22 protein-coding genes are annotated in these 26,976 nt (G+C 73.8%); 3 read left to right on the top strand and 19 right to left on the bottom strand.

What is annotated here, in order from left to right:
- Nucleotides 1–2 precede the first annotated feature (2 nt).
- Genes ACZ6JS_RS18470 through ACZ6JS_RS18460 form a run of 3 tightly spaced genes read right to left on the bottom strand, consistent with a single transcriptional unit; the run spans nucleotide 3 to nucleotide 2,645 of the window.
- Nucleotides 3–431 carry a hypothetical protein gene (locus ACZ6JS_RS18470; RefSeq protein ID WP_469299125.1) on the bottom strand — a complete coding sequence of 143 codons (429 nt, stop codon included), beginning with the start codon at nucleotides 429–431 and terminating at the stop codon, nucleotides 3–5.
- A 36-nt stretch (nucleotides 432–467) separates the two neighbouring features.
- Nucleotides 468–968: an NUDIX domain-containing protein gene (locus ACZ6JS_RS18465; RefSeq protein ID WP_469299124.1), complete on the bottom strand. Its 501-nt coding sequence runs from the start codon at nucleotides 966–968 to the stop codon at nucleotides 468–470.
- 9 nt (nucleotides 969–977) lie between these two features.
- Nucleotides 978–2,645, bottom strand: a complete 1,668-nt coding sequence (locus tag ACZ6JS_RS18460; RefSeq protein ID WP_469299122.1) for a BCCT family transporter — start codon at nucleotides 2,643–2,645, stop codon at nucleotides 978–980.
- A gap of 143 nt (nucleotides 2,646–2,788) precedes the next feature.
- Here ACZ6JS_RS18460 and ACZ6JS_RS18455 point away from each other — a divergent pair, with 143 nt between their 5' ends.
- A complete protein-coding gene (locus ACZ6JS_RS18455) occupies nucleotides 2,789–3,937 on the top strand; it encodes a glycerate kinase (protein ID WP_469299120.1) in 1,149 nt (382 codons plus the stop codon).
- 729 nt (nucleotides 3,938–4,666) lie between these two features.
- Nucleotides 4,667–7,459, top strand: a complete 2,793-nt coding sequence (locus tag ACZ6JS_RS18450) for a SpoIIE family protein phosphatase (protein WP_469299119.1) — start codon at nucleotides 4,667–4,669, stop codon at nucleotides 7,457–7,459.
- A gap of 49 nt (nucleotides 7,460–7,508) precedes the next feature.
- Here the strand turns inward: ACZ6JS_RS18450 and ACZ6JS_RS18445 are convergent, their stop codons facing one another.
- From ACZ6JS_RS18445 to ACZ6JS_RS18425, 5 genes are all read right to left on the bottom strand, one after another.
- The gene (locus ACZ6JS_RS18445; RefSeq protein ID WP_469299117.1) at nucleotides 7,509–9,575 is read right to left on the bottom strand and encodes a SpoIIE family protein phosphatase; all 2,067 of its coding nucleotides are present in this window, start codon (nucleotides 9,573–9,575) and stop codon (nucleotides 7,509–7,511) included.
- 206 nt (nucleotides 9,576–9,781) lie between these two features.
- Nucleotides 9,782–11,146 (bottom strand): MBL fold metallo-hydrolase, encoded by a 1,365-nt coding sequence (locus ACZ6JS_RS18440; protein ID WP_469299115.1) that lies wholly within the window; start codon nucleotides 11,144–11,146, stop codon nucleotides 9,782–9,784.
- Nucleotides 11,143–12,252, bottom strand: a complete 1,110-nt coding sequence (locus ACZ6JS_RS18435; RefSeq protein ID WP_469299113.1) for a sulfite oxidase — start codon at nucleotides 12,250–12,252, stop codon at nucleotides 11,143–11,145. The genes ACZ6JS_RS18440 and ACZ6JS_RS18435 overlap by 4 nt, the downstream gene beginning before the upstream one ends.
- Before the next feature lie 299 nt (nucleotides 12,253–12,551).
- Nucleotides 12,552–13,766, bottom strand: a complete 1,215-nt coding sequence (locus tag ACZ6JS_RS18430; RefSeq protein ID WP_469299111.1) for an amino acid aminotransferase — start codon at nucleotides 13,764–13,766, stop codon at nucleotides 12,552–12,554.
- A complete protein-coding gene (locus ACZ6JS_RS18425) occupies nucleotides 13,759–14,736 on the bottom strand; it encodes a DMT family transporter (RefSeq protein WP_469299109.1) in 978 nt (325 codons plus the stop codon). The genes ACZ6JS_RS18430 and ACZ6JS_RS18425 overlap by 8 nt, the downstream gene beginning before the upstream one ends.
- A 136-nt stretch (nucleotides 14,737–14,872) precedes the next feature.
- Here ACZ6JS_RS18425 and ACZ6JS_RS18420 point away from each other — a divergent pair, with 136 nt between their 5' ends.
- The gene (locus ACZ6JS_RS18420) at nucleotides 14,873–15,355 is read left to right on the top strand and encodes an Lrp/AsnC family transcriptional regulator (RefSeq protein ID WP_469299107.1); all 483 of its coding nucleotides are present in this window, start codon (nucleotides 14,873–14,875) and stop codon (nucleotides 15,353–15,355) included.
- Nucleotides 15,356–15,374: 19 nt separating this feature from the next.
- On the opposite strand, the gene ACZ6JS_RS18415 is transcribed toward ACZ6JS_RS18420, so the two are convergent.
- The 11 genes from ACZ6JS_RS18415 to ACZ6JS_RS18365 form a co-directional block, all read right to left on the bottom strand.
- Nucleotides 15,375–15,893, bottom strand: coding sequence for an O-acetyl-ADP-ribose deacetylase (locus ACZ6JS_RS18415; RefSeq protein WP_469299105.1), 519 nt, complete (start codon nucleotides 15,891–15,893; stop codon nucleotides 15,375–15,377).
- A 37-nt stretch (nucleotides 15,894–15,930) separates the two neighbouring features.
- Complete coding sequence (locus tag ACZ6JS_RS18410) at nucleotides 15,931–17,349, bottom strand: phytoene desaturase family protein (RefSeq protein WP_469299104.1); 1,419 nt, start codon at nucleotides 17,347–17,349, stop codon at nucleotides 15,931–15,933.
- 74 nt (nucleotides 17,350–17,423) lie between these two features.
- Entirely contained in the window at nucleotides 17,424–18,248 is an 825-nt protein-coding gene (locus ACZ6JS_RS18405; protein ID WP_469299102.1) for an inositol monophosphatase family protein, read from the bottom strand.
- A gap of 237 nt (nucleotides 18,249–18,485) precedes the next feature.
- Nucleotides 18,486–19,487, bottom strand: coding sequence for a TIGR03842 family LLM class F420-dependent oxidoreductase (locus ACZ6JS_RS18400; RefSeq protein ID WP_469299100.1), 1,002 nt, complete (start codon nucleotides 19,485–19,487; stop codon nucleotides 18,486–18,488).
- Nucleotides 19,488–19,508: 21 nt separating this feature from the next.
- The gene (gene hydA, locus ACZ6JS_RS18395) at nucleotides 19,509–20,909 is read right to left on the bottom strand and encodes a dihydropyrimidinase (protein ID WP_469299099.1); all 1,401 of its coding nucleotides are present in this window, start codon (nucleotides 20,907–20,909) and stop codon (nucleotides 19,509–19,511) included.
- 12 nt (nucleotides 20,910–20,921) lie between these two features.
- Nucleotides 20,922–22,226 carry an aspartate aminotransferase family protein gene (locus ACZ6JS_RS18390; protein ID WP_469299097.1) on the bottom strand — a complete coding sequence of 435 codons (1,305 nt, stop codon included), beginning with the start codon at nucleotides 22,224–22,226 and terminating at the stop codon, nucleotides 20,922–20,924.
- Nucleotides 22,223–23,065, bottom strand: coding sequence for a nitrilase-related carbon-nitrogen hydrolase (locus ACZ6JS_RS18385; protein ID WP_469299095.1), 843 nt, complete (start codon nucleotides 23,063–23,065; stop codon nucleotides 22,223–22,225). The genes ACZ6JS_RS18390 and ACZ6JS_RS18385 overlap by 4 nt, the downstream gene beginning before the upstream one ends.
- Nucleotides 23,066–23,461: 396 nt before the next feature.
- Nucleotides 23,462–25,087 (bottom strand): hypothetical protein, encoded by a 1,626-nt coding sequence (locus tag ACZ6JS_RS18380; RefSeq protein WP_469299093.1) that lies wholly within the window; start codon nucleotides 25,085–25,087, stop codon nucleotides 23,462–23,464.
- Nucleotides 25,088–25,186: 99 nt separating this feature from the next.
- Complete coding sequence (locus ACZ6JS_RS18375; RefSeq protein WP_469299091.1) at nucleotides 25,187–25,567, bottom strand: PPOX class F420-dependent oxidoreductase; 381 nt, start codon at nucleotides 25,565–25,567, stop codon at nucleotides 25,187–25,189.
- A gap of 45 nt (nucleotides 25,568–25,612) precedes the next feature.
- Nucleotides 25,613–26,287, bottom strand: coding sequence for a fasciclin domain-containing protein (locus tag ACZ6JS_RS18370; RefSeq protein WP_469299089.1), 675 nt, complete (start codon nucleotides 26,285–26,287; stop codon nucleotides 25,613–25,615).
- A 485-nt stretch (nucleotides 26,288–26,772) separates the two neighbouring features.
- Nucleotides 26,773–26,949: a hypothetical protein gene (locus ACZ6JS_RS18365; RefSeq protein WP_469299088.1), complete on the bottom strand. Its 177-nt coding sequence runs from the start codon at nucleotides 26,947–26,949 to the stop codon at nucleotides 26,773–26,775.
- Nucleotides 26,950–26,976: the final 27 nt, after the last annotated feature.

The following is a 26,976-nucleotide window of genomic DNA, read 5'->3' as shown; positions in this document are numbered from 1 at the left end:
GGTCAGACCACGACGAGCGGGACGAGCAGTGCGAAGGCGGCGCCGGCCTCCACGGCGTAGCCGTAGAGCGAGGGGTGCTGCACGGGGGCGGCGAGCAGCACCACGCTCTGCCGGGTGGCGGCCGCCGCCACCCAGTCGGTGTCGGCGCCGAGGCTGCCCTCGTACCAGCCCTCGCAGGCGCCGGGGCCGGTGACGGCGAGGAAGTCGTCCTCGCGGCGGTAGAGGGCCCGCCAGTCGGCGGCGGGTGTGGACCAGCCCTCGAAGTCGGCGAACCGGGCCCAGCCGCCCTCGCGTATCGCGGTGTCGAAGAGCCACACCGGCGTCCCGTCGGGGGTGACCTCGCCACCGGCCTGCTGGTCCGTCGTGAAGTGGACCATGGGCAGGGCGTCCGGCCCGTCGGCCGTGCTGGGCCAGGCGTACATCGTGATCATCTTCTGATTCTGTCCTGGTCGAAGTAGGCCGGGGGTTTACGGGGTGACCGGGCGCCGGCCGTTCTCCAGTTCCGCGGTGCCCTCACCCGACCGGAGGACGCGGTAGGCCTCCTCGGCGCGTCGGCCGAGCGATCCGGGCAGGTAGGCGGTGAGTTCGGCGGGGTCGACGAGGCGCCACGAGATCAGTTCCTCCTCCTGCAGCCTGATCGAGGCCAACTGGGCCTCGTCGAGCACTCCCCCGTCGTAGAGGTACGCGACGAGCGGCGGGCGGCCGGGGCCGATCGTCCAGTCCACGGCGAGGAGGCGGCCGAGCGGAACGTCGATCCCGATCTCCTCGGCGCTCTCCCGGCGGGCTGCGGTGCGCGGCGACTCCCCCTCGTCCGACTCGATGGTGCCGCCCGGCAGGGCCCAGCCCTCACGGTAGTTGGGCTCGACGAGCAGGACCCGGCCCTCGGCGTCCCGGTAGAGGGCGGCCGCGCCGGCCAGCACCCGGGGCAGGCTCGCGATGTACGTGGCGAAGTCATCCGTGGTGGTCACCCGGCCACCCTACCCAGGGGGCCTGCGGCCGGCCGCCGGCCCCTGTTCGCCGACGGTGCCGCCGGCCATGGCGCGGACCGCGTCCCGGACACCGTGCAGGGGATGGTGGCGGGCGGGTCCCGCGCCGGGGTCCTCGCGGAGCTCCTTGAGCAGGGCCCAGCACAGGAGCAGCATGACGACGACGAAGGGCAGCGCGACCAGGATGGTGGCGGTCTGCAGGGACTTCAGGCCGCCCGCGAGGAGCAGCACGGCGGCCACGGCGGCCATCAGCACGCCCCAGGTGACGACGAGCCAGGTGGGCGGGTGGAGGGAGCCGCGGCTGGTGAGCGACCCCATGACGAGGGAGGCGGAGTCGGCGCTGGTGACGAAGTAGGTCATGACGAGGGCCATCGCGACCCACGAGGTGACCGCGGACAGCGGCAGGGCGTCCAGCATCGCGAAGAGGGAGGCCTCGGTGCCGTCCTTGAGCTCGGCGGCGAGGTCGACTGCGCCGGTCGAGTCGAGGCGGATGGCGGTGCCGCCCATCACGCAGAACCAGACGACGGTGGCCCCGCTGGGTACGAGCAGCACGCCGATGAGGAATTCACGGATGGTGCGGCCCCGTGAGATGCGGGCGATGAAGGTGCCGACGAACGGGGCCCAGGAGAGCCACCACGCCCAGTAGAAGATGGTCCACGCGCCGAGCCAGGCGCTGTCGGTGAAGGCGCCGGTGCGGCTGGCCATGGGCAGCAGCTCGCTCAGGTATCCGCCGACGCTGGAGGGGATCACGTCGAGGATGTGGACGGTGGGGCCGAGCAGGAACACGAAGGCCATCAGGGCGGTGGCGAGCACGATGTTGCCGGTGCTCAGCCACTTGACGCCCTTGTGCAGGCCGGAGAAGGCGGAGAACACGAACGTCGCCGAGAGCGAGCAGATGATGATCAGCTCGACGGTGGTGGAGTCCTCGATCCCGGTGGTGAGGCTGAGGCCCTTGGACACCTGGAGCGCGCCGAGGCCGAGGCTGGTGGCGGTGCCGAAGACGGTGGCGAAGACGGCGAGCAGGTCGATGGCCCGGCCGGGGCCGCCGTCGGCCCGTTCCCGGCCGATCAGGGGGACGAAGGCGGAGCTGAGGCGGTTGCCGCGGCCCTTGCGGAAGGTCGCGTAGGCGAGGGCGAGTCCCGCGATGCCGTAGATGGCCCATGGGGTGAGGGTCCAGTGGAAGAAGGAGTACTCCATGGCCGCGAGGGCGGCCGCGCCCGTGCGGGGGGCCGCTCCGGAGGCGGGCGGCGGCGCCAGGTAGTGGGTGAGCGGCTCGCCCACGCCGTAGAACATCAGGCCGATACCCATGCCGGCGCTGAACATCATCGCGATCCAGGACAGGTTGGTGAACTCGGGCACGGAGTCGTCCGCGCCGAGGCGGATCCGGCCGAAGCGGCTGACCGCGAGGACGACGCACAGGACGAGGAAGACGTCGGCGGCGATCACGAACAGCCAGGCGAAGTTGTTCAGGACCCAGGCCAGCGCCGCGGTGGAGGCGGTGTCGAAGGAGTCCCCGCCGAGTGCGGCCCAGGCGACGACGGCCAGCACGGCGATCACGCCGAGGGTGACGACGGTGTGGTCGGGCGCGCCGTCCACCGGGCTGCCTGGGCCCCCTACGGGGGTGTCCGGACGTGGCTGTTCCAGTGATTCGGCGCTCATGCGGCCACACTATGCGGGCGTATATCCCTATTTAGGGGCATGGCGCGCCGGGTGTGGCCCAGGCCACTCATGGGCATAGGAGGATCCTCCGGATAAGCTCATGGCGGCGCGACTGCACTGTTCGATAGCAAGGGAATAGCAAGGTGACGGACGGAGCAGTAACTGAGGCCGCGCGCGTGCTCATCGCCGCGGACAAATTCAAGGGCTCGCTCACGGCCGTGCAGGTCGCGGAGCGGGTGACGGCCGGCCTTCGCAGGGCCGTACCGGGCGTGGAGATCGAGACCCTCCCCGTCGCGGACGGCGGCGACGGCACGGTAGCCGCCGCCGTGGCGGCCGGTTTCGAGCGCCGGGAGGTACGGGTCACCGGCCCCCTGGGCGAGCAGGTCACGGCCGCCTTCGCGCTGCGCGGGAGCACCGCGGTGGTCGAGATGGCGGAGGCCTCCGGCCTCCAGCTGCTGCCGGCGGGCACCTTCGCCCCGCTGACGGCGACCACGTACGGCTCGGGCGAGGTCCTCAAGGCCGCGCTGGACGCGGGCGCCCGCTCGATCGTCTTCGGCGTCGGCGGCAGCGCCACCACGGACGGCGGCGCCGGCATGCTGGCGGCCCTCGGTGCGGTCTTCCTGGACGCGGACGGCGAGCCCGTCGGTCCGGGCGGCGGCGCGCTGGCCGATCTCGCCTCGGCCGACCTGTCGGGCGTGGACCCGCGCTTCGCGGAGGTCGACCTCGTCCTGGCCAGCGACGTGGACAACCCGCTGACCGGCCCGAAGGGCTGCGCGGCCGTCTACGGCCCGCAGAAGGGCGCCTCGCCCGAGGACGTGGCGACGCTCGACGCGGCGCTGGCGCACTACGCGCAGGTGCTGGAGAAGTCGATCGGTCCGAAGGCGACCGAGCTTGCCGCCTCCCCGGGCGCGGGCGGGGCGGGCGGTATCGGCTACGGCGCGCTGCTGCTGGGCGCGAGCTTCCGTCCCGGCATCGAGCTGATGCTGGAGGTACTGGGCTTCGCGCCGGCGCTGGAGCGGGCCACGCTCGTCATCACCGGCGAGGGCTCGCTGGACGAGCAGACCCTGCACGGCAAGGCCCCCGCGGGCGTCGCTGCGGCGGCGCGCGCCGCCGGCAAGCCGGTGGTGGCGGTCTGCGGCCGACTGCTGCTGGGCCAGGAGGCCCTGCAGGCGGCGGGCATCCGCAAGGCGTACCCGCTGACGGACCTGGAGCCCGACCCGGCCAGGTCCATCCCGAACGCGGGCCCCCTCCTGGAGCAGGTCGCGGCCAACATCGCCGCCGACGTCCTCTGACCCACCCGGCCCGGAGGCCCCGCCGGGAGGCCCGGCCCCCGCCCGGAGGCCGGGCCTTCGCCGCTCCAGGGGCCGGAGCGGACGGCTGCGCATCCATCCGGGTGCGCGCGCCGTGCCGGTCCGGTAACACCTACGGGCATGGACTCCTTGCTGACGCAACGCCTCGTGCTCGTGCCCCTCGACCGTGACCTCGCCCGGCGTATCGCGGCCGGCGAGCCCGGCCCGGCCGCGCGCTGGGCCCCCGGACGCGGCGGACCGTGCGGGCGCCGAACGCTTCCTGCGGACGCCGGCGGCCGGCGGTCCCGGGCCCTTCGGGGCAGTACGAGATGCGGACCGGGGCGGGCGGCGCGGCGATCGGCGGCGCCGGGTTCCACGGCCCGCCGGATGCCGGGGGCCGGCTGCGCGTCGGGTACGGGCTGGTCGAGACGGAGCGGGGCAGGGGCTACGCCACTGCCGGATCATGCCCGCGCACCCGGTGCGAGCGGCGCGGAGGGCGACGCCGACCGGGAGAAGGCGGCTTCGCAGCGGGTCATGGCCGCGGCCGGGATGCGGCTGGTGGGGCAGGACGGACGGCTGCGGTACTACGCGGTCGGCTGGGGGGCACGAGGTCATGACGGCGAGCGGCACCGGCCGGTCCCGCGGCCCGGCCACGCCCAAACTCCTGGACAGTGTTAGAAAGGGCTCATGACCGGACGTTTTGGTCGACACCCGACCGGGAGGGGTTCGCGCATGTCCGCGCGCCTGTCCCGGGGGGCTCACAGTGTGGCCGGTCAGGTCTTCGCCCTCCAGGCGGTCATCGTGGTGCTGCTGATCAGCGCCGCCGCGCTGGCCCTGGTGCTCCAGGCCCGTTACGACAGCCAGCGCGACGCCCGCAACCGCTCGCTCGCCGCAGCGGAGGCCTTCGCGCACGCCCCCGGCCTTCCGGAGGCGCTGATGTCCCGGGATCCGACGGCCGCGCTCCAGCCGCTGGCCGAGGCGGCCCGCAGGGCCTCGGGCCTGGACTTCATCGCGGTGATGGACGTCCGGGGGGTCCGCTACACCGACTCGCGGCCCGAGCTGATCGGCCAGCGGGCCTCGGACGTCTCCCGGGCCGTCGCAGGGGAGTCCTTCACGGAGGTCTTCGAGGGCCAGCCGAGCGACGCCGTACGGGCCGTGGTCCCCGTGCGGAACGCGGACGGTGCCGTCATCGGCCTGGTCGGCACCGGCATAGAGGTGAAGAACGTCTCCGACGCGGTGGAGGGGCAGCTCCCCCTCCTCGTCGGCGCAACGGCGAGCGGTCTGCTGCTCGGCACCGCCGGCGCCGCCCTGGTCAGCCGGCGGCTGCTGCACCAGACCCGGGGGCTGGGCGCGGCCGAGATGACCCGGATGAACGAACACCACGAGGCCGTTCTGCACGCCGTGCGCGAGGGCGTGCTCATCATCGGCAACGACCAGCGGCTCATCCTGGCCAACGACGAGGCCCGCAGGCTCCTCGACCTGCCGCAGGACGCCGAGGAGCGCGCTGTCGGCGACCTCGGTCTCGACCCCCGCACCACCGAGCTCCTCGCTTCGGGCCGTGTCGTGACCGACCACGTGCACCTGGCGGGCGACCGGCTGCTCGCGGTCAACGTACGGCCCACGATGGCGTACGCGGGGCGGCCGGCGGGCCGCGTGGTGACCCTGCGCGACACCACCGAGCTCGCCTCGCTCTCCGGCCGGGCCGAGGTCGCCCGCAGCCGCCTCCAGCTGCTCTACGACGCGGGCGTGCGGATCGGCACCACGCTGGACGTGGGGCGGACCGCCGAGGAGCTGTCGGAGGTGGCCGTACCGCGCTTCGCCGACTTCGTGACGGTGGAGCTGCTGGAGCCCGTGCTGCGCGGCGACGAGCCCTCCGTGGGCGGTGTGTACACCGAGATGCGCCGGGCTGCCATCTCGGGCGTGCGCACCGACTCGCCGCTCCAGCCGGTGGGCGACCTCATCCGGTTCGAAGTGCCGACCGCTCCGATGGCCGCGGCACTGGACGCCGGTCACGCGGTGCTCGCAGCCGACCTGAACGCGGCCATGGGCTGGCGGGCCCAGGACTCACAGGGCACCCGCGTGGCCCTCGAGTACGGCCTGCACTCGCTGATCTCGGTACCGCTCCAGGCCCGCGGGGTGGTCCTGGGCATGGCCAACTTCTGGCGCGCCGACACCCCGGAGCCCTTCGACGAGGAGGACCTGTCCTTCGCGGAGGAGCTGGGTGCGCGGGCGGCCGTCTCCATCGACAACGCCCGCCGGTTCACCCGGGAGCACGCGATGGCCGTGACCCTCCAGCGCAGCCTCCTGCCCCGGGTGCTGCCCGACCAGAGCGCCGTGGACGTGGCCTACCGCTACCTGCCCGCAACGGCCGGGGTGGGGGGCGACTGGTTCGACGTCATCCAGCTCCCGGGGGCCCGCGTGGCGCTGGTCGTGGGCGACGTCGTCGGGCACGGGGTGCACGCCGCGGCCACCATGGGGCGGCTGCGGACCGCGGTGCACAACTTCTCCACCCTGGATCTGCCGCCCGACGAGCTGCTCGGACACCTGGACGAGCTGATCAACCGGATCGACCAGGACGAGGCCGGGGGCGGGGACTCGGACGGCGGGAACGGCGGCGCAGACGCGGACGGGGAAGGCGGCGGGGCGGGCGGGGAGGAAGCGGGGCCCGACGGGCCGCCCGAGCGCCCCTCCGGCGTCACCGGCGCCACCTGTCTCTACGCGGTCTACGACCCGGTCTCCGGACGCTGCCGGATGGCGAGCGCCGGGCACCCCGGGCCCGCGCTGGTCCGCCCCGACGGCCGGGTGGAGTTCCCCGAGCTGCCCACCGGACTCCCGCTCGGCGTGGGCGGGATGCCCTTCGAGGCGGTCGAGTTCCAGCTGCCCGAGGGAAGCAGGCTCGCCCTGTTCACGGACGGCCTGGTGGAGGACCGCGACCGCGACTTCGACACCGGTCTGCAACTGCTCGCCGACGCGCTGTCGCGGCCCGGCCGCAGCCCCGACCAGGCCGCCTCGGACGTGCTCACGACGATGCTGTTCCCGGTGCCGAGCGACGACATCGCGCTGCTGATCGCGGACACCCGGCGGCTGGAGGCGGACCGGATCGCCGAATGGGAGGTGCCCGTCGAGCACTCGGCGGTGTCCCGGGTGCGCAACGCCGGCTCGGCGCAGCTCGTCGAGTGGGGCCTCGGGGACATCGCCTTCGCCGCCGAGTTGATCCTCAGCGAGCTGGTCACCAACGCGATCCGCTACGGGAGCGCACCCGTCGGGGTACGCCTGCTGCGCGACCGCAGCCTGATCTGCGAGGTCTCCGACGGCAGCAGCACCTCCCCGCACCTGCGGTACGCGGCCACCACCGACGAGGGCGGGCGCGGGCTGTTCCTCGTCGCGCAGTACGCCGAACGGTGGGGCACCCGCTACACGGACCGCGGGAAGGTCATCTGGGCCGAACTGCCGCTGACCGGCGGCGCGGAGCCGCAGCCGCCGGCGCCGCTGGACCTGGACGCGCTGGAGGACCTGGCCTGGTGACGCGGCGGGCCGCCGGGGGTCGGCCCGGGAGCCGTTGTCGGCGGGCGGGTCACAGCGGCCGGGAGCGGGCCAGCAGCATCGCCACGTCGTCCTGCTGGGCGCGCGGGAGCAGCCGCCGCAGGATCTGGTCGCACAGCGCCTCCAATGGCTGCTCCACCCCGTGCAGGGCCTGTCCCAGCTGTGCCATGCCCTGGTCGAGGTCGCGGTCCCGGGCCTCGATGAGTCCGTCGGTGTAGAGGACGAGCAGGCTGCCCGGGGGCAGGTGCACCTCCTCGGTGCGGAAGTCCCTTCCGCCGGCGCCGAGGGGGGTACCGGGCGGGCCGTGGAGGAAGGACACCGCCCCGTCGGGGGCGACGACGGCGGGCGGCGGATGGCCGGCGCGGGCGATCACGCAGGCGCCCGATGCCGCGTGGTGGACGGCGTACACGCAGGTCGCCATCTCGTCCTCGCCGAGGTCGGCGACCACGGCGTCGAGGGAGCGGAGCAGCTGTGCGGGGGGTACGCCGTGGCGCGCGAGGGTCCGTACGGCCGTGCGCAGCTGGCCCATGACGGCCGCCGCGTGGATTCCGTGGCCCATGACGTCCCCGATGACCAGCCCGGTCCGGCCGCCGGGGAGCGGGATGGCGTCGAACCAGTCCCCGCCGACGTCGTGGTCGCTGGCGGGGAGGTAGCGGCCGGTGAGTTCGAGGCCGGGGACCTCGGGCAGGACGCTGTTGGTGAGGCTGCGCTGGAGGGTCAGGGCGGCCTGGCGCTGGCGGGTGTACATGCGGGCGTTGTCGATGTTGAGGGCGGCCCGGGCGACGAGTTCGTCGACCAGTACGCAGTCCTGCTCGTCGAAGGGCTCACGCTCGCGCGTCCGGGTAACGGTGACGGCTCCCAGCACGGTGCCGCGGGCGACGAGCGGGACCAGGCGGGCCGAGCCCAGGGTGGCCAGGTAGGCCCGCAGGGCGTCGGCACGCGGGGAGGTGATCAGTGCCGGGATGTCGGAGACGTACAGGTTCATGGGCCGGCCCTCGGTGATGACCTGCTCGTAGACGGTGCCGGCGGGGATCTGGAAGGTCTGGCCGGCGGTGAGTTTCGCGGTGGGGGCGGTCGGGTCGGGGAAGTGGGCCGCCAGCCGGCGCAGGACCCCGCGGGCGGATGCCGCGGGCGCCGCGCCCTCGTCGGGGCCGAGGACGGATTCGAGGAGCTGTACGTCGGCGGAGTCCGAGAGCTGCGGTACCAGCAGCTCCACGATCTCCTGGGCGGTCTGGCGCAGGTCCAGGGTCGTGCCGATGCGGGTGCCCGCTTCCGCGAGCAGGGCGAAGCGGTTCTGGGCCAGCTCGGCCTCGGCCTGGGCCTGCTGGCTCTCGGTGATGTCGATGAGGGAGGCGATCAGGCCGAGGGGCCTTCCGGAGCCGTCCAGGAGCGGGGCGTAGGAGCAGGACCAGGTCCGGTCGTGCTCGGGGTCGGCGGGGGTTCGCCCGGTGCGGCGGACGTCGACGACGGCGGTGCCCCGGTCGAGGACCTGGCGCATCGTCGCCTCGAGGGCGGCCGCGTTGACGCCGGGGACCACTTCGGTGAGCCGTTTGCCGAGGTGCTCTGCGGCGGAGACGCCGTTCATCCGGGCGAGCGCGTCGTTGACCCGGAGGAAGCGCAGGTCAAGGCCGAGGGTGGCGAGGCCGATGGGGGACTGGGTGAACAGGCTCTGGAGGGCGGCGAGGGAGTCGCGCATGTGGAGGACCTCGGAGGTCTCCACGGCGATGAGCAGGGCGCCCGTCCGTCCGGAGGCGTCGACGGCGGGGACGATCCACATCTCCATCACGACGCGGTGCCCGTCGCGGTGGCGCACGGGGAGGGTGCCGACGACGGTCTCGCCCGCCTGGACGCGCCGGGTCAGCTGGTCGGCGAGCCCGTGGTTGGCCTCGGGGACCAATACGGAGGTTCCGGGGCGGCCGATGATGTCCTCGGGGCGGTGTCCGAGCAGGTCCTGGGCGGCCAGGGACCACTCCGCGATGCGCCCGTCGGCGTCCTCGCGCCACAGGGCGATCGGCAGCAGTTCGCGGAGCACGCCGGCGTAGCCGACAACCGCCGCCGGCGGGTCCGGCACCTCGCTCGTCGACTGGTAAGTGTCCACACCGACCTCACCCCGGGGGCCTGATTCCTACCGATTCACCCTATCCGAGGCATCGGCGCCGGGCCCTGTATCCGCCGGAAGGGCGAGTAGGACCAGTACCTCCGCCGGGGCGGCGCGAAACCCGTCGACCGGGCCGTCCGGTGGCCGACGCCGAAGCGCACCCCGGCTGCCCGGGCCGCCCCGCCCGCTCGGTACCGGACGGCCGGTCAGCCGTGCACCAGCAGATCCCGGGCACCGCCGCTGATGACCGCGGTCACCGGGATCCCCGCACGGTCGATCAGGCCCGCCGCGACGGCCGCCCGGCGTCCGCTGGCGCACACCACCCAGATCTCCCGGTCCCGGGGCAGCTCGCCGATCCTGCGGGGAAGTTCGGCCAGGGGCACGGCGAGGGAGCCGGGGATGCCGCCCTCGGGGCGGTCCGGTCGGACGTCGAGCACCCGTCTGCCGTCGAGGCGTCCGGCCAGCGCGGCCGCGTCCGCGGTACGGAAGGTGCGCAGCGGCCGGCCGGCGGCGGCCCAGGCGTCGACGCCTCCCTCCAGGTACCCGGCGACGTCGTCGTATCCGATCCGCAGGAGCTGGGTCACCGCCTCGCGGGCGGCGTCCCCGGCCGGTTCCGGCAGGACGAGGACCAGGCGCGTCCCGAAGGGCACGACCTCGCCGACCAGGCTCGCGAAGCGCTCGTCGAGCTCGTCGCAGATCGAGTCGGGCAGGTGGCCGGCGGCGAAGGCCGCCCGGTCCCGGCCGTCGACGATCTGCGCGCCGCCGCCGGCGAGCCCCTCCACCATGTGCGGGGTGAGCGGGCGGAGGGCCGGCGGGCCGCCGAGGACGCGCGGCCCGTGCCGGTTGAGGGGCGCCATGTGGCGGTAGTAGGCGGGGTACGGGGGCAGGCCCGACATCCGCCCCCTGACGAACTCCTCCTCGTCCTGGGCGGTCAGCACGGGGTTGGTGCGCCGCTCCGTGCCGACCGTGCTGGTCCGCTCCCCCGACACCGGTCCGGCCGCGCAGGAGCTGCCCGCGCCGTGCGTCGGCAGCACGCGGGTGCCGTCCGGGAGCAGGGCGAGCCGGCGCAGGGTCCGGTACTGGGCCCGGGCGAGTTCCTCGGTGCGGTCGCTGCCGGACAGGTCGGTGCGGCCGGCGTTGCCGACGAGGAGGCTGCCTCCGGTGAAGACGGCCGAGGGGGCGGGGCCTGCGTCGTCGAAGACGAGGTAGGAGGTGTGTTCGGCGGTGTGTCCGGGTGTTTCCACGGCCCGTACGGTGGCTTCGCCGACGGAGATCTCGTCGTCCTGCGCCATGGGCAGGTGGTCGAAGGCGTAGGGGGCGCGGGCCGGGCCGGCGATGGTGGCGCCGGTCGCCGCGCGGACCTCCAGCGCGCCGGAGACGTAGTCGTTGTGCACGTGCGTCTCCAGGACGTACCGGATCCGGACCCCCTTGGCTGCACAGGAGCCCATGAGCCCCCAGACGTCCCGCTGCGGGTCGACGAGGGCGGCCTCGTCGCCGCTGACGAGCAGGTAGCTGGTGTCCCCGAGCGACGGGGTGGCGATGACCTCGATCGTCGCCTCGGAACCGTTCATACGACCACCACCTCCACGGAGGCCACGGGGTTGCAGCCGTAGCCACGGGCGTTCCACGGGGCCTGCGGCGGCTGTGTGTCTCCGCGGGCGTCGGTCGCGCGGGACAGCAGCCGGTAGGGTCCCGGCTGCCCCGGGGTCCACCGGTAGGACCAGCCGGTCCAGGCGTACGGGCCGGCCGGTGGGTCGAGGACGGCCTCCTGCCAGCCCCGGAGGTGCTCCGGGTCGCGGCCGTCGTCCTCGGGTTCGGCCCGTACCTCGACCCTGCGCACCGGCACCCCGTCGCCCGACCAGGCGCGGCCGCGGACCAGGGTCTCGTGGCCCCGGCGCAGGTCCTCGTCCGGGGCGGGCTCGGTGATGAGCGACTTGACGCGCAGGGCCGTCACGGGTCCTTCGGGGGTGCCGCGCGGGGCGAGGTAGAGGTACTCCTCGGCCTGGAAGAAGCCGGTGAAGGGGGCGGTCACGGCCCGTGCGCCGACCAGCCACTTCACGTCCGCGACGGCGTACCGGCCGGGGACCACCAGGCGGACCGGCGCTCCGTGCTCGGGTGTGAGGGGCTCGTCGTTCATGCGGGTGGCGAGGAGGGTGTCGGGGTGGCGGGCCACGGCGAGGGGGAGGCTGCGTTCGAAGGGCGTCCGGTGGCCGCGCACAGAGCCGGCGTCGGCTCCGGTGAAGACGACCTCGACGGCCTCCGGGTCGATTCCCGCGCGGTCCGCGAGGACCCGGAAGGGCACGCCCGCGAAGTGCGCGCAGCCCACCGCCCTCTGGTCCCAGGGCAGGCCGGGCGGGGCCGGGCGCATCAGACCTCGGCCGTTCCCGGCGCATTCCACGACGGCGTCCAGCTCGCGGTGTTCCAGTGCGAGCAGCTCTTCGCGGCCGATGGAGAAGGCGGTGGCCACGGCGCCGCCCACCTGGAGCCGCCACCGGCCCGGGTCGGCCGGTGGAATGTCGAAGTGGTCGCGCACGAAGAAGGCCGCGGTGGGCGTGACGGGCTCGGCGAGCGCGGCCGAGGGGGTCTGTGCGTTGTACGGGTCGGCAGTGACCGTCTCGGGTGCCCAGACGGTGGCGCCGGGCCCGCGGGCGACCCGGAAATCCGGCGCTGCGGTCATGGCCACACCTCCCGTCGGCCTCGTACGGAGCGCGACGCGAATTTCTTCCAGCCTACGTCCCGAAAACTCTTGACTCAGGGCGAATTGGGAGGAAACTCACTAATACACCGGATCACCGGATAGAGCCGCACCTCCCTCAGGAGACGTCCTGGGGCCCGAGTGACTTCGATCCAGGCTCTGGCCAGGCCCCCGGCAGTACCTGTCGACCACGGGAGCCATCGGCGACGGCGGATGGCTCATGGCACCGAAGGACTGCCGGGGACTGTCATGTCGCCGGGCGGCCGGAATCGTCTTCCGGATCAGGCGAGCTCGCGCCGGCGGGTCACGTCGGCCGTGTCCAGGACCGCCGCGATCCCCTGGGCGAGGCACGGGATCCGGTGGGCCGGGATGCCGGCGATGTTGATGCGCCCGGAGGTCGTCCCGTAGATGGCGTACTGCCTGCGCAGCCGGAGCATCTGGTTCGGGCTCAGCGGCAGCATCGAGAACATGCCCTTCTGCCGGGCCAGCGAGCGGGCCTGTTCCGTGCGGCCGAGCGCCGCGAGGTGGGCGGTCAGGTCCGCCCGGTTGGCCTTGATCCGCCCGCGCATGACGTCCAGCTCCGCCCGCCAGGAGGCCCGCAGCCCCTCGTCCTGGAGAATCGCGGTCACGACGGCGGCGCCGTGCTCGGGCGGCATGGAGTACAGGGTCCGGGCGGCGTTCTGCAGGGCCGTCTCGGCGTGCCGCACGGCCCGCCCCGAGGCGCCGAGCACGATGGCGCAGCCGACGCGGTCGCTGTAGAGGCCGAAGTTCTTCGAGCAGCTCACGGCGACGAGCATCTCGGGCACCCGGGCCGCCAGCATCCGCGTGGCCAGCAGGTCGGCCTCCAGGCCGTCGCCGAGCCCGTGGTAGGCGAGGTCCACGAAGGGCACCCAACCGCCGCGCACGGCCGACTCGGCCAGCGCCTCCCAGTCGTCCAGCAGGGGGTCGACGCCCGTGGGGTTGTGGCAGCACCCCTGGAGCAGGACGACGTCGTCGCGCCCCGCGTCGGCCAGCTCCCGCATCACTGCGGCCGTGTCGAAGCCGCCCTCGGCGTCCCGCCACCCGTAGGTGCGGACCTTGAGTCCGGCGGCCTCCAGGATGGGGCGGTGGTTGACGTAGGCCGGGTCGCTGATCCACACCGTGGCACCCGGGCGGGTGCGGAAGACAAGGTCGGCGAGCAGCCGCAGCGCGCCGGAGCCCGCGACGGTCTGGACGGCGGCGGCCCGCTCCGCGGGCCCGTCCGGGCCCAGGACCAGGTCCAGCAGGGACTGGTTGAAGGCGGCGTTGCCGGAGAGCCCGCGGTACTCCTTGGACTCGGAGCGCTGCGCCAGCCGGATCTCGGCCTCGCGGACGGCTGCCATGACCGGGGTGGTGCCGGCCTGGTCCCGGTAGACGCCGAGGACCAGGTTGAGGCGTTCGGGCCGCTCGTCGCCACCGAACTCGTACGTCAGGTCCCACAGCGGGTCGGTGGGCAGCGTGGGGAGGAGCTCAAGCATCTGCGGGGACCTCGGGTCGGGGGCGGCGGTTGGCGAGGACGACGCCGACGGTGATCAGGGGGACGCCGACGAGGACGGCGGCGGTCGGTGATTCGCCGAGCAGGGGGATGGCGAGCAGGACCACGGCGACCGGGCTCAGGCTGCCGACGACGGAGCTGCGTTCGGCGCCGAGGCGGCGGATGGCGAAGGCGTACAGCAGGCCGGCGCACAACCCCACTCCGAGGCCCTGCACGACCAGGAAGAGGGCGATGTCGGCGCCCGCGGCGTGGGCGATCCCGGTGGGCAGGACGCCGGCCACGACGAGCAGTCCGATGATCGCGAACGAGGGCAGGCACAGCAGGCCGATCGATCCGATCGGATCGAGGTCCACCTCGCGCAGCCCCACGGTGTAGAGGGCCCACAGGCCGCTGGCCACGAGGAGGATGCCGGAGCCGGCCAGGACGTCGGTGTCCACGGGGACGACGTAGCGCCAGACGAGGGCGACCACGCCGGCCGCGATCAGGGCGAGGCCGGCCGCCTGCGTGCCCCGGGGTACGCCGTGACCTCGGCGGATCATGATCAGGGAGACGAAGAGCGGGACCATGCCGGGGACGATGGAGCCGACGAAGGCCGCGGAGGTCAGGGCTCCGCCGTGCATCGCGGCCAGGAAGAAGGGCACCCCGGCACCACAGACGATCTTCAGGGCGGGGCCCGGCCGCACCGCGGCGATGGCGCGGCGGCGCCGCCACAGGGCGGGGAGGAGGACGACGAGGGGAAGGCCGAACCGCAGCAGGGCCGCGTCCGCGGGCAGCAGCGTGGAACTGCTCAGGGCCCGGGCGCTGAGCGCGAACGCCGCCCAGATCGACACCGTCACCAGCAGCGCCGTCATGCCCCGGGCCTGGGGGGAGAGCCCGCGCGGGCCGGGGTGTCCGGCGCGCGGGCCCGCCGCATCGGGAGGCAGGGTCGCCCGGGTGGTGTGCGTCGCGACCAAGGAAATGACTCCAGCCTCTGGATCACGGGCCGGTCCGGCCTGTTCGAGGGCAACGGTAGGGCTTCGGCCGGGGCAGCCGATTGCCAGTTCTGCCGCTCGGACATACGTTTGGGGCAGAATCTGCCAAGGAGTGGCCATGGACGCAGTCGATCTGCAGATCATCCGGGAATTGCAGACGGACGGGCGCCTTTCCAACCAGGAACTGGCCGACCGCGTCCGGCTGTCCCCCTCGCCCTGCCTGCGCCGGGTGCGGCGGCTGGAGGAGGCGGGTTTGATCCGCGGCTACACGGCCATGGTCGACCAGGTCGCCTACGGGCTGCCCGTCACCGTCTTCGTCCGGATCCGCCTGGAGCGGCACACGGCGGAGGCCGTGCGGCTCTTCGAGGAGCACGTGGCGGTCATCGAGCACATCCAGGACTGCTACCTCATGGCGGGAAGCAGCGACTACCTGCTCCGGGTCGTCATCGAGGACCTCGAGGCGTACGAGGCCCTGGTGCGCCACCGGATCCATGCCATCCCCGGCATCGCCTCGATCGAGTCGAGCTTCGCCTACGGCAGCGTGAAGCAGTCCAGGACCTATCCGAAGCCCGCGCCGGGCGCCTCCCGGCGCCCGCGCTGACCCGACTCGCCCCGCAGGCCTACCGGGACGCTTCGACCGCGGCTTCGAAGGCGGCGAGGGCGGCTTCGTCGAAGAGGACGAACCGCACCTCCTGCACCTCGGTGCGGGCGGCCCGGACGGTCCGTACCGCGATCCTCGCCCCGTCGTCCATGGGCCAGCCGTAGACACCGGTGGAGATGGCCGGGAAGGCGACCGTGCGGGCGCCCAGCTCGTCGGCGACGCGCAGCGACTCGCGGTAGCAGGAGGCGAGCAGCTCCGACCGGTCCTCCTCGCGCGACCAGACGGGGCCCACCGTGTGGATGACGTGGTCGGCGGCCAGCCGGCCGGCGGTGGTGGCCACGGCCCGGCCCGTCGGGAGGCCCTTGCCGTAGTGCCCGCGGCGCAGGTCCTCGCAGGCCGCGAGGATCTCCGGGCCGCCCTTGCGGTGGATGGCGCCGTCGACTCCGCCGCCGCCGAGCAGCGAGGAGTTCGCGGCGTTGACGATGGCGTCGGCCTTCTCCGCGGTGATGTCACCGCGGACCAGGGTGATGCGGACCATCGGAAGTCCCTTCGCAGGTGAGCTGGGGCGGGCGGCTTCAGCCGGCCTTGCGCAGGTGGCGCCAGACCGCCTTGGCGGCGTTGTGGCCGGACATTCCGTGGACGCCCGGCCCCGGCGGGGTCGCGGAGGAGCAGATGAAGACGGCCGGGTGGGCCGTCGTGTAAGGGGAGAGGCTGAGCCTGGGGCGCAGCAGGAGCTGGAGGCCCGAGGCGGCTCCGCAGGCGATGTCGCCGCCGACGTAGTTGGGGTTTCGGGCGGCGAGCTGGGGCGGGCCGGCGGTGGCGCGGGCCAGGACCAGGTCGCGGAAGCCCGGTGCGAAGCGCTCCAGTTGGCGCTCGACGGCCTCGGTGAGGTCGCCGTCCCAGCCCGCGGGGACGTGCCCGTACGCCCAGAAGACGTGCTTGCCCTCGGGGGCCCTGCCGGGGTCGGCAAGGCTGGGCTGCGCCGTGATGAGGAACGGCGTGCGGGGGGCCCGGCCGCCCGAGGCGAGCTGCAGGGCGGCGTCGATGTCGCGCGTGCGCGGGCCGATCTGGACGGTCCCGGCCCGGCGCGGCTCCTCGGCCGTCCACGGGACCGGGCCGTCCAGGGCGTAGTCGATCTTGAATACGGAGGCGCCGTACCGGTAGCCGTCGTACGCGCGCCCCAGGCGGGCGATCCGGGCCAGCGCGGTCGGCGAGGTGTCGAAGACGTAGGCGCGGGCGGGCGGGAGGTCGTCGAGCCGCTTGACCTCGAAGCCTGTGTGGATGGACCCGCCGAGGTCGCGCAGGTAGGAGGCGAGGGCGTCGGAGACGGACTGGGAGCCGCCGCGGGCCATCGGCCATCCGCCCGCATGGGCGGCGAGGGCGAAGACCAGGCCGACGGCGCCGGTCCCGATCCCGCCGAGCGGTGCGATGACGTGGGCCACCAGCCCCGCGAACAGCGCCCGCGCCCGTTCGTCCTGGAAGCGGCGCAGCAGCCAGGTCGAGGGCGGCAGGCCGGCCAGCCCGAAGCGGGCGAGGGTCACCGGGTCGCGGGGCAGCGCGGTGTTCGGCAGGGACATGAAGTCCCGGGCCAGGGTGTCCCATCGACCGAGGAACGGCCCCACCAGGCGCCGGTAGGCACCTGCGTCCCGCGGCCCGAAGGACGCCGCCGTCTCCGCGACGGAGCGCGACAGGACGGCGGCCGTTCCGTCGTCGAAGGGGTGCGCCATGGGCAGCGGGGCGTGCAGCCATTCCAGCCCGTACCGCTTCAGCGGCATGGTGGCGAAGACCGGTGATCCGGCGCCGAGCGGGTGCACCGCCGAGCAGGGGTCGTGCCGGAAGCCGGGGAGGGTGAGCTCCTCGGTCCGGGCTCCGCCGCCGACCGTGTCGGCGGCTTCGAAGACGGCCACCGAGAAGCCGCGCCGGGCCAGTTCGACGGCGGCGGTGAGCCCGTTCGGCCCCGCCCCCACCACGACCACATCGAAAATCGACGGCACTTGCGACTCCTTCGTTTCCGGCGGCGGCGCCTGCGCCCCCAGGATATGGCGACGTGCACGCGGTACCGGACCCCTTATCGGCCCCGGAGCAGTTCCCGGATGCGTACGGTGGTGGCCTCGTCCCGGCCGACGGCGAACGGCAGGGCGTTGTCGCGGTCCACCCGGAAGGGGACCCCGTCGACGGTGCTCTGCGCGCCGCCGGCCTCGGCGACCAGCAGCAGCCCGGCCGCGTGGTCCCAGGCCGAGGGCCAGGTGAAGGCGAGGGCGTCCATCTCCCCGCGGGCCACCTTCAGGTACTCCAGGCCGGCCGAGCCGCAGGGCCTGGCGGCGACGCCGGGGACGTCCAGCCGCGCCAGGGTGCGCTTGTTCTCGTCGCTGGTGTAGAGCGGGTGGGCGATGGCGACGCGCAGGTCGGCGCCCGGATCGGGTGAACCGCTGCGGATCCGGTGGCCGTTGACGTACGCGCCCTGACCTCGTACAGCGGTCGCGAGCTCTTCCAGTGCCGGGGCGAAGGTCCAGGAGGCGAGGACCTCTCCGCGCTGTGCCAGTGCGACCAGGGTGCAGAAGGCCGGGTCCCCGTTCACGAACTGGCGGGTTCCGTCGACGGGGTCGACGATCCACACCGGGGCGTCGGCGCGCAGCGCCTCGTACACGGTGGGGTCGGCGTGGACGGCTTCCTCGCCGACCACGACCGAGCCGGGCAGCAGTCGCGTCAGTGAGGCCGTGAGGTGTTCCTCGGCCTTGCGGTCGGCGACGGTCACCAGGTCGTGGGGGCCGCTCTTCTCGAGGACCTCGTGCTCGGCGAGCTGCCTGAATCTCGGCATGATCTCGATCGCCGCCGCCTTGCGGACGGCTTCTTCCACATCGGGCAGGCCCTGGGCCAGGAACTCATCGATCATGCCTCCAGCAAAGCACGCCCGGCCGGCAAACCCCACCGCCGGTACCGGACACGGAGGTGGACGCCGGGCGCTCGATCTCCCTCGGCGCGTGGCGGAGCGTCGGAAGGGGGGTGCGCGGCGGTGGTCCGCCCCGGAGTCCGGTGGGCTGCCGGGTCGGGCGTTCGCCAGGTCGCCGTCACGATGCTCCGCGTCCCCCAAGGAGCCGGCCCGGGCCGTGCGGCCGGGCCGGCGGGCGGGTCAGGCGTTCACGGCGGGGATGATCCGCGTGCCGTAGGCGTCGATCGTGGACTCCTTCGCGTCGTGCATGTCGTAGACCGCGAACTGGTCGACGCCCAGGTCGCGCAGGGCCTGCAGCTTCTCGATGTGCGCCTCGGCCGGGCCCAGCAGGCAGAAGCGCTCCACGATGTCGTCGGGGACGAAGTCGGTGGACGGGTTGCCGGCGCGGCCGTGGTGGCTGTAGTCGTAGCCGTGGCGGGCCTTGACGTATTCGGTCAGCTCCTCCGGGACCATGCCGGAGTGCTCGCCGTAGCGGGAGACGAGGTCGGCCACGTGGTTGCCGACCATGCCGCCGAACCAGCGGCACTGGTCCCGGGCGTGGGCCAGGTCCTCGCCCACGTACGCGGGTGCCGCCACGCAGATCGTGATCGCGGACGGGTCCCGGCCCGCCTCCGCGGCGGCCTGCCGTACCGCCTTGATCATCCACTCGGTGAGGTAGGGGTCGGCGAGCTGGAGGATGAACCCGTCGGCCTTCTGCCCGGCCAGGGCCAGTGCCTTCGGGCCGTACGCGGCCATCCAGACGGGGAGTCTGCCGTCCTTGATCCAGGGGATGCGGATCGGATTTCCGTCGACGGACGCCTCGCGGCCCTCGGCGAGGTCGCGGATGACGTCGATGGCCTCGCCGAGCCGGGCCAGGGTGTTGGGCGCCCGGCCGGCGACGCGCATCGCCGAGTCGCCGCGGCCGATCCCGCAGACGGTGCGGTTGCCGTACATGTCGTTGAGGGTGGCGAAGGTGGAGGCGGTGACCTCCCAGGTGCGGGTGCCCGGATTGGTCACCATCGGGCCGACGTGCAGTTTCTGCGTGTTGGCCAGGATCTGGCTGTAGATGACGAACGGCTCCTGCCACAGCACGGCGGAGTCGAAGGTCCAGCCGTAGCGGAAGCCGTTGCGCTCGGCGCGCTTCATGAGGCTGATGACCTGGGAGGCGGGCGGGTCGGTCTGCAGGACGAGGCCGAAGTCCATCGGGCGGCTCCTTGACGCTCTTTACAGGTACTGGCAGGTGGAGCGGTGGACGAAGGCCCCGTGGCCGGCCCGGCCGGTGTACTCCCGCCGGTCGATGACGAGTTCGCCGCGCGAGAGCACGGTGTCGACGCGTCCGGTGATCCGCTTGCCCTCGTACGCCGAGTAGTCCACGTTCATGTGGTGTGTCTCGGCGGAGATGACCTGCTCGGCGTGCGGATCGTAGAGGACGATGTCGGCGTCGGCCCCGGGTGCGATGGTCCCCTTCTTCGGGTAGAGGCCGAACATCCGGGCGGGCGTGGCGCAGGCGATCTCGATCCACCGGCGGCGGCTGATGTGGCCGTCCACCACGGCCTGGTGCAGCAGGTCCATGCGGTTCTCCACGCCGGGCAGGCCGTTCGGGATCTTCGAGAAGTCTCCCCGGCCGAGCTCCTTCTGGCCCCGGAAGCAGAAGGGGCAGTGGTCGGTGGAGACCACCTGGAGGTCGTTCGTGCGCAGCCCCCGCCACAGCGCCGCCTGGTGCTCGCGGGGTCGCAGCGGCGTGGAACAGACGTACTTGGCGCCCTGGAAGTCCGGCTTCGCCAGGTTGTCGGTGGACAGGAACAGGTACTGCGGGCAGGTCTCCCCGAACACCGGGAGCCCCTTGTCACGGGCGGCCGCGAGCTCCGCCACCGCCTCCTCCGCCGAGACGTGCACCACGTACAGCGGGGATCCGGCGACCCGGGCGAGCTGGATGGCGCGATGGGTCGCCTCCGCCTCCAGGAGCACCTTGCGGACCTCGCCGTGGTGGCGGGGATCGGTCTCGCCGCGGGCCAGGGCCTGTTCGACGAGGACGTCGATGGCGATGCCGTTCTCGGCGTGCATCATGATCAGTCCGCCGTTGGAGGCGCCGCGCTGCATCGCGCGCAGGATCTGCCCGTCGTCGCTGTAGAAGACGCCGGGGTAGGCCATGAACAGCTTGAAGGAGGTGACGCCCTCCCCCACCAGGAGGTCCATCTCCTTCAGGGTGCCCTCGTTGACGTCCGAGAGGATCATGTGGAAGGCGTAGTCGACGGCGCAGTTGCCGTCGGCCTTGGCGTACCAGGTGTCGAGCCCTTCGCGCAGGGAGTGGCCCACGCTCTGCACGGCGAAGTCGACGATGGTCGTGGTGCCGCCCCAGGCGGCGGCTCTGGTGCCGGTCTCGAAGGTGTCCGAGGCGGAGGTCCCGCCGAAGGGGAGCTCCATGTGGGTGTGCGCGTCGACGCCGCCCGGGATGACGTACTTCCCGGTGGCGTCGATCGTGCGTTCGGCGGTCCAGGCCCCGGCGGCCGCGGAGCCGTGCGCGGCCAGCGCCGCGACACGGCCGTCCTCGATCAGCACGTCCGCGTGGAGTTCGTCGGCGGCGGTGACGACCAGGCCGCCGCTGATGAGAGTGCGGTTGCTCATGGGAGGTTCCCCCTACTCGACACGGTTCACTTGGTGGAGTGCCTGTTCGAGGATCTCGGCACCCTCTTCCGCCTCGGCGACGGTGAGGGACAGCGGCGGCGCGATGCGCAGCACGCTGGTGTTGTGGCCGCCGCCCTTGCCGAGCAGGAGGCCGCCTTCGCGGGCGGCCTCCAGGACGGCGGCGGCTGCGTCGGGATCGGCCTCGTCGGTGCCGGGCCTGGTCAGTTCGATGCCGGCCATCAGTCCCCGGCCGCGGACCTCCCGTACGGCGGGAACGGTGGCGGCGATGCCGCGCAGCCGTTCCAGGAGCAGGCCGCCGACGCGGCGGGCGTTGCCCTGGAGGTCGTGTTCCAGCAGGTAGCCGAGGTTGGCGACGCCGGCCGCCATCGTGACGGGCGAGCCGCCGAAGGTGGAGATGGAGTTGGAGTCCAGGCAGTTCATCACCTCGGGGCGGGCGACGACCCCGCCGATGGACATGCCGTTGCCGATGCCCTTGGCGAAGGTGAGGATGTCCGGCGGGCCGTTCCGGCCGTGGGCCTGCCAGCCCCAGAAGTGGTCTCCGGTACGGCCCCAGCCGGTCTGCACCTCGTCGCTGATCCACAGGATGCCGTGGCGGTCGAGCACCTCGCGGAAGGCGCCGTACAGGCCGTCGGGCGGGGAGGTGAAGCCGCCGACGCCCTGGACCGGTTCGGCGATGAGGGCGGCCACTCCCCCGCGGGCCTGCCCGAGTACGTCCTCGAGGTCGGCGACGGCCGCGGCGGTGAAGGCGGTGTCGTCGAGGTGGGCGAAGGGGCCGCGGGTGCGGACGGCGCCGTGGACGTAGTAGGTCTGCAGGGGCGAGAGGCTGGTCGGCGACCAGCCGCGGTTGCCGGTGACGGAGACGGTGGAGAAGGACCGGCCGTGGTAGCTGTTGCGCATCGCCAGGATCTGGTTCGAGCGGCGGTACGTCGTCGCGAGCAGCAGGGCGGTGTCGTTGGCCTCGGTGCCGGAGGTGGTGAAGAAGACGCGGGCGTCGGGGATGCCGGACAGGGCCGCGACCCGCTCGGCCAGCTCGATCATCGGCCGGTTGAGGTACAGGGTGGAGGAGTGGATGATCCGTCCGGCCTGTTCGGCGACGGCCTTGGTGACCTCGGGCAGGGCGTGGGCGGTCATCGTGGTGAGGATGCCGCCGAAGAAGTCGAGGTAGCGGTTGCCGTCGGCGTCCCAGACGTGGCGCCCCTCGCCGTGGGTGAGCTCGATGGGGTTCTTGTAGTAGAGCGCGAGCCAGTCGGGCAGGACGGTGCGGTGGCGGTTGTGGAGCGGGGTGGGGTTGGTCACGGCTGTACGAGCCCTCCGTAGGCGTCGGGGCGGCGGTCGCGGTAGAAGGCCCACTGGTCGCGGACCTCCTTGATCAGGTCGAAGTCGAGGTCGCGGACGAGGAGTTCCTCCTCCTTGTCGCTGGCGACGTCGCCGACGAACCGGCCGCGCGGGTCGACGAAGTAGCTCGTGCCGTAGAAGTCGTTGTCGCCGTACTCCTCCTGGCCGACGCGGTTGATCGCCGCGACGAAGTACTCGTTGGCGACGGCCGCGGCGGGCTGTTCCAGCTGCCAGAGGTAGGCGGAGAGGCCGCGGTGGGTGGCGGAGGGGTTGTAGACCAGCTGGGCGCCGGCCAGGCCGAGCTGGCGCCAGCCCTCGGGGAAGTGGCGGTCGTAGCAGATGTAGACGCCGACCCTGCCGACGGCGGTGTCGAAGACGGGCCAGCCGAGGTTGCCCGGGCGGAAGTAGTACTTCTCCCAGAAGCCCTTGACCTGCGGGATGTGGTGCTTGCGGTACTTGCCGAGGTAGGTGCCGTCGGCGTCGATGACGGCGGCGGTGTTGTAGTAGAAGCCCGCGCTCTCCAGCTCGAAGACCGGGACGACGACGACCATGCCGGTCTCGCGGGCGAGGCCCTGCATGCGGCGGACGGTCGGGCCGTCGGGGACGGCCTCGGCCCAGCGGTAGTGCTCGGGCTCCTGGACCTGGCAGAAGTAGGGGGCGTTGAACACTTCCTGGAAGCCGATGATCTTCGCGCCCTCGGCGGCGGCCCGCCGGGCGTACTCCTCGTGCTTGGCGATCATCGACTCGGTGTCTCCGGTCCAGGTGGCCTGGACCAGCGCGGCGCGGACGACTTGGGCCATGAGCTGCTCCTTGCGACGGGAACGCCGGTTCTACGCACGTAGACGGAGTGCGTAGGGAGTAGAACGTAGGCCTCGTCACAGCGTGGGGCAAGACCGCCGTGCACGGTTGGAGTAGTCGATCACGTTACGTCGCGCCGCGGTCGTTTGCGGTCAGCGGGCGGGACTTTGACGGCAAGAACCGGGGGGTGTCCGCAAGGCGGCACGGCACTCGGGCCGCCTTGCGGACGAGCTCCCGCCGCGGGCGGTTCGTCCTCCCCGGTGGATCGGCACGCGGCGCCGGATGCGGGGCGTCGCAGGGCGGAGGAGCGTCCCTCGTGCCGCGCGTGTCCGGGCGTTCCGACGACGCGGCGAGCGCCGCGTCCGGCGTCGCGCGCCCGGGGACGACGGGACAGCCCCTCAGGTTGCGACGATGCCGGCCACGCGGAGGGCGTGGAGGAGGTCGCGCCGGCGGGCGCCGGGGAGCAGACCGGCCGCCCGGAGCAGGCGCGGGGCGAGCCATCGCGGGTCGTGCCGGGCCAGGGCGGCGGCCTCTTCGGCGGTGCGGACCCGCACGAAGGCGCCGAGCAGGGCGTCGGCCTCGCGGTTGCGGCCGGCCGCGCCGAGGGCGAGGGCCGCGTCCGCGACCTCGGCACAGGGGCGGGCCACGCCCTGGCGCAGCAGGGTGTCGCGGTCGGCCTCCCGGCCGGCGTCGCCGAGGGCGGCGGCCGCCGCCGCGAGTCGTTCGGGCGGCAGCGAGGCCGCCTCCCACAGCAGGGTGGTCCAGTCGGCCGCGAGGCCCGCGCGGGCCAGTTCGGCGGCCAGCTCGGGCAGCTGCCCGGCGGGCCAGGCCGCGGCCTGGCACAGAAGGGCGTGCGCCTCGCCGGTACGGCCCTGCGCGCGCAGGGCGAGCAGCTCGGAGGCGACGGCCCGCGGCCTGCCGGTCGGCTGCGCGGGGGCGGGCGCGGCCTGCTGTACGGTCGCCCGCTCGGGCCGCGGCTCGGGCTCGGGCTTCGGCCTGCCGAACCGGGCGCCGCGCGGGACGGAAGGGCTTGGCGCGCTCCCCGGCCCTCCCGTGGTCTCGGCGTCCGGGTGGCCCGGCGGCGGGGTGAAGACCGGGGCCTGGGGAGCCGCCGCCCCGGCGTACCGGGCGCCCCCGGCCCGCCGCGCCCCGCGCAGCCACCGCCCCTCGGCCCGCCCGACGGGCGGCAGCACCGCCGCCTGCGCCGAGCGCTCGTCGCTCCCTCCCGCCGCGGTCGGAGCCCCGGAGCCGGCGCCCGTCCCGTCCGGGGCCTGCGGCCGAGCGCCCACCGGGGCAGCGGTCTGCCCTGGCGAAACGTCCCCGCCCGCTGCCGCACGCCGGTCCCCCGCGTGCGCCGCGGTCCCCGCACCCGGAACACCGGAGCCCGCGCCCACCCCCTCCGGGGCCTGCGGCCGAGCGCCCGCCGGGGCGCCGGTCCGGGCGGGTGAAACGGCCCGGGGCGGATGTGCGGCATCTGCGCCCGCCGCCGGCGTCGCGGGCAGAGGGTCCGTTCGGGTCCCGGGCCGGGGCGGGTGGGGGGATCCCCGGTGGGGGCCGGTCGGCGAGGGGGTGGCCTCCGCCTCCAGGCCGGCCAGGCGGGCCGCCAGGTCTTCGTGGCGGGCCGCGGCGCGGGCCATGTCGTCCTGGGCCCAGGACAGTTCGCGGGTCAGGACATCGGCCTCGGACCGGTCGGCGCTCCCGCCGAGGCGGGCGGTCAGGCCCCGCAGGGCGGCCTCCGAACCGGCCCGCTGGGCGGCGGCCGCCGCGAGCAGGGTCCGTAGTTCTTCCTCGCCCCCCGGCAGCCGGTCCCACACGGTGACGGCCGCCGCGCGCAGCCGCGCCGCGTACACGGTCTCCCGCGCCGCGAGCTCCGCGCCCCCCGCCCCCGCCAGGTCCCCCAGCAGCGACTCCATCACATCCCACGGGGGTATCGCCGCCCCGTCAAGACAGGCCCGCATGCCCTCCGGATCCCGGCGCAGGAACTCCCCGTACCAGCCTGCCCCGGCATCCAGCCTCTGTGTCAATCCCCGCAGATATCCGGAGAGTTGACTGATCGCCAGTGAAGTCGCGGTCTCCATGACCGCATTGGACCCCACCCGTGTTACGGGCGGGCTACGGGAGTCTCAAAGCTTGACGGCGATCGCGGTGTGCGGCCGCTTCCCCCGCCGCACCAGGGCGGCGGGCACGTCCACCGCCCAGAACTGCCAGGTGTACTTGCGTGACATGAGCCTGCGCACCCGGCGCAGGCCCTCCTCGTCGAGCAGCCGGGCCTGCCCCTCGACCACGGCCGCGCCTTCCTCCAGGCGGCCGCGCACGTCGCACGGGGCGACCGTGACCCGGCCGTCGTTGCGGATGCGCTTGACCTTCCACGAGTCGCTGCGCGTCCACACGTACAGCTCACCCCCGTCGGCGACCGCCCACACCGGCGTCGCCACGGGCGTGCCGTCCTTGCGGAAGGTGGTGAGGCTGACGTACCGCGCGCTGCCGAGCTCCTGGAGACCCATACCCGGACCCTAACGCGGCCGGCCGGCAGCCCGGCCCGCCGCCCGCTACTTCGGCATCAGGACGGTGTCGATGATGTAGACCGTGGCGTTGGCGGTCTCCACCTCGCCGCAGACCACGTTGGAGGTGCCGTTGACCTTGTACTCCTCCCCCAGGCCGTCCGTGGTCAGCTCACCCTTCTGCAGCGTCTCGAAGGTGCCGCTCTCCAGCTGCCTCGGGGTGAGCTTCTGGCCGACCACGTGGTAGGTGAGGATCTTGGTCAGCGCGGCCTTGTCGGCGAGGACCTTGTCGAGGTCGGCCTTCGGGATCTTCGCGAAGGCGTCGTCGGTCGGTGCGAAGACGGTGATGTCCTTGGCGTTGTTGAGGGTGTCGGCCAGGCCGGCCTTCTTGACCGCGGCGACCAGGGTGGACAGGGCCGGATTGTTGGAGGCCGCGGTGGCGACCGGATCCTTGGCCATGCCCTCGAAGGAGCCCGCTCCCTGCTTGGGCACGCCGGCACAGGCCGGGCCGAAGGGCCCGTCGGCCGTCACGGCGCCGTCGGCGGCCGCCGGGGCGCCGGCCGCCCGGTCCTGGGCCGAACCGGCGGCGGGGGCGGCCCCGGCGTCGCCACCGGAGTCGGAGCAGGCCGCGAGCGAGAACGGCAGGACGGCGGCCGCTGCCACGGCGATCGCGGTACGGCGGATGCGGGTGGCCCTGCGCGTGGCGGTGCGGGTGTGGTTCATGATCGGTTGCTCCTTGGACTTCGGTGATCGGATGGGGGGACGCCGGCGAAGCCGCTGTGCCCGCTGTCGAAGGCGGTCGGGGCCGCGAGGTCGCCGTGCGGCCTCGTTCGGGGCGCATGCGGGAGGTGCAGCCGCCATCCGGCGGCGTCCGCCCCGGGGGACGGCCGGCGCCGTGTCGAGGCGGCAGAGGTCGCGGTCCGGCGGGATGGGCCGGTCGGTCCCGGCCGCACCGGGGCGCAGCCCGACGGGACCGGGCGGTCCCGGCCGCACCCGGGCGGGCCGCGCCGGGGCGGGCCGGCGGGAGCGGAGGGCCGGCAGGCCACCGGCGGCGGGAGTGAAGGGCCGGCCCGCTCAGGGCGGCGGCGAAGAGCGGTGGCCGCGGGTCGGGCGAGGGTGGTGCGCAGGGTGCTCACACCTTGGCTTCGGCGTGGTCCGCCCGGCGGATGGGTGCTTCACCCCATCGGGTGAGAGCGGGACGTCACCCCTCAGCGGCCGTGCGGCCCGCCCGGCTCCACGGCTCCCGTACGGTCCCGCCCGTCCGCTCCCCGCACGGGACCCGGCCGGTCGCCCGGCAGTGTGCAGGCCGCCAGGAGCAGCCCTCCGGCGAGGAGGGCGCCGACGGCTGCGAATCCGAGTCGTTTGGCTGCGTTCGTGGCTGACACGCCTTCACGCCTGCCCCGCGTGCGGCA

It is taken from the genome of Streptomyces sp. NPDC046349, assembly GCF_055587885.1.
Note: the sequence above shows the minus strand (reverse complement) of the source record. Positions and strands in the feature narration are given on the sequence as shown.

Coding starts and splice junctions, on each gene's coding strand:
- ACZ6JS_RS18470 (WP_469299125.1), bottom strand. CDS start 431: ATGATCACGATGTACGCCTGGCCCAGCACGGCCGACGGGCCGGACGCC.
- ACZ6JS_RS18415 (WP_469299105.1), bottom strand. CDS start 15,893: ATGGTCCGCATCACCCTGGTCCGCGGTGACATCACCGCGGAGAAGGCC.
- ACZ6JS_RS18435 (WP_469299113.1), bottom strand. CDS start 12,252: ATGACCGCAGCGCCGGATTTCCGGGTCGCCCGCGGGCCCGGCGCCACC.
- ACZ6JS_RS18460 (WP_469299122.1), bottom strand. CDS start 2,645: ATGAGCGCCGAATCACTGGAACAGCCACGTCCGGACACCCCCGTAGGG.
- ACZ6JS_RS18385 (WP_469299095.1), bottom strand. CDS start 23,065: ATGGCCCAAGTCGTCCGCGCCGCGCTGGTCCAGGCCACCTGGACCGGA.
- ACZ6JS_RS18430 (WP_469299111.1), bottom strand. CDS start 13,766: ATGCTTGAGCTCCTCCCCACGCTGCCCACCGACCCGCTGTGGGACCTG.
- ACZ6JS_RS18400 (WP_469299100.1), bottom strand. CDS start 19,487: ATGGACTTCGGCCTCGTCCTGCAGACCGACCCGCCCGCCTCCCAGGTC.
- ACZ6JS_RS18405 (WP_469299102.1), bottom strand. CDS start 18,248: ATGATCGATGAGTTCCTGGCCCAGGGCCTGCCCGATGTGGAAGAAGCC.
- ACZ6JS_RS18375 (WP_469299091.1), bottom strand. CDS start 25,567: ATGGGTCTCCAGGAGCTCGGCAGCGCGCGGTACGTCAGCCTCACCACC.
- ACZ6JS_RS18420 (WP_469299107.1), top strand. CDS start 14,873: ATGGACGCAGTCGATCTGCAGATCATCCGGGAATTGCAGACGGACGGG.
- ACZ6JS_RS18370 (WP_469299089.1), bottom strand. CDS start 26,287: ATGAACCACACCCGCACCGCCACGCGCAGGGCCACCCGCATCCGCCGT.
- ACZ6JS_RS18440 (WP_469299115.1), bottom strand. CDS start 11,146: ATGAACGGTTCCGAGGCGACGATCGAGGTCATCGCCACCCCGTCGCTC.
- ACZ6JS_RS18450 (WP_469299119.1), top strand. CDS start 4,667: ATGTCCGCGCGCCTGTCCCGGGGGGCTCACAGTGTGGCCGGTCAGGTC.
- hydA (WP_469299099.1), bottom strand. CDS start 20,909: ATGAGCAACCGCACTCTCATCAGCGGCGGCCTGGTCGTCACCGCCGCC.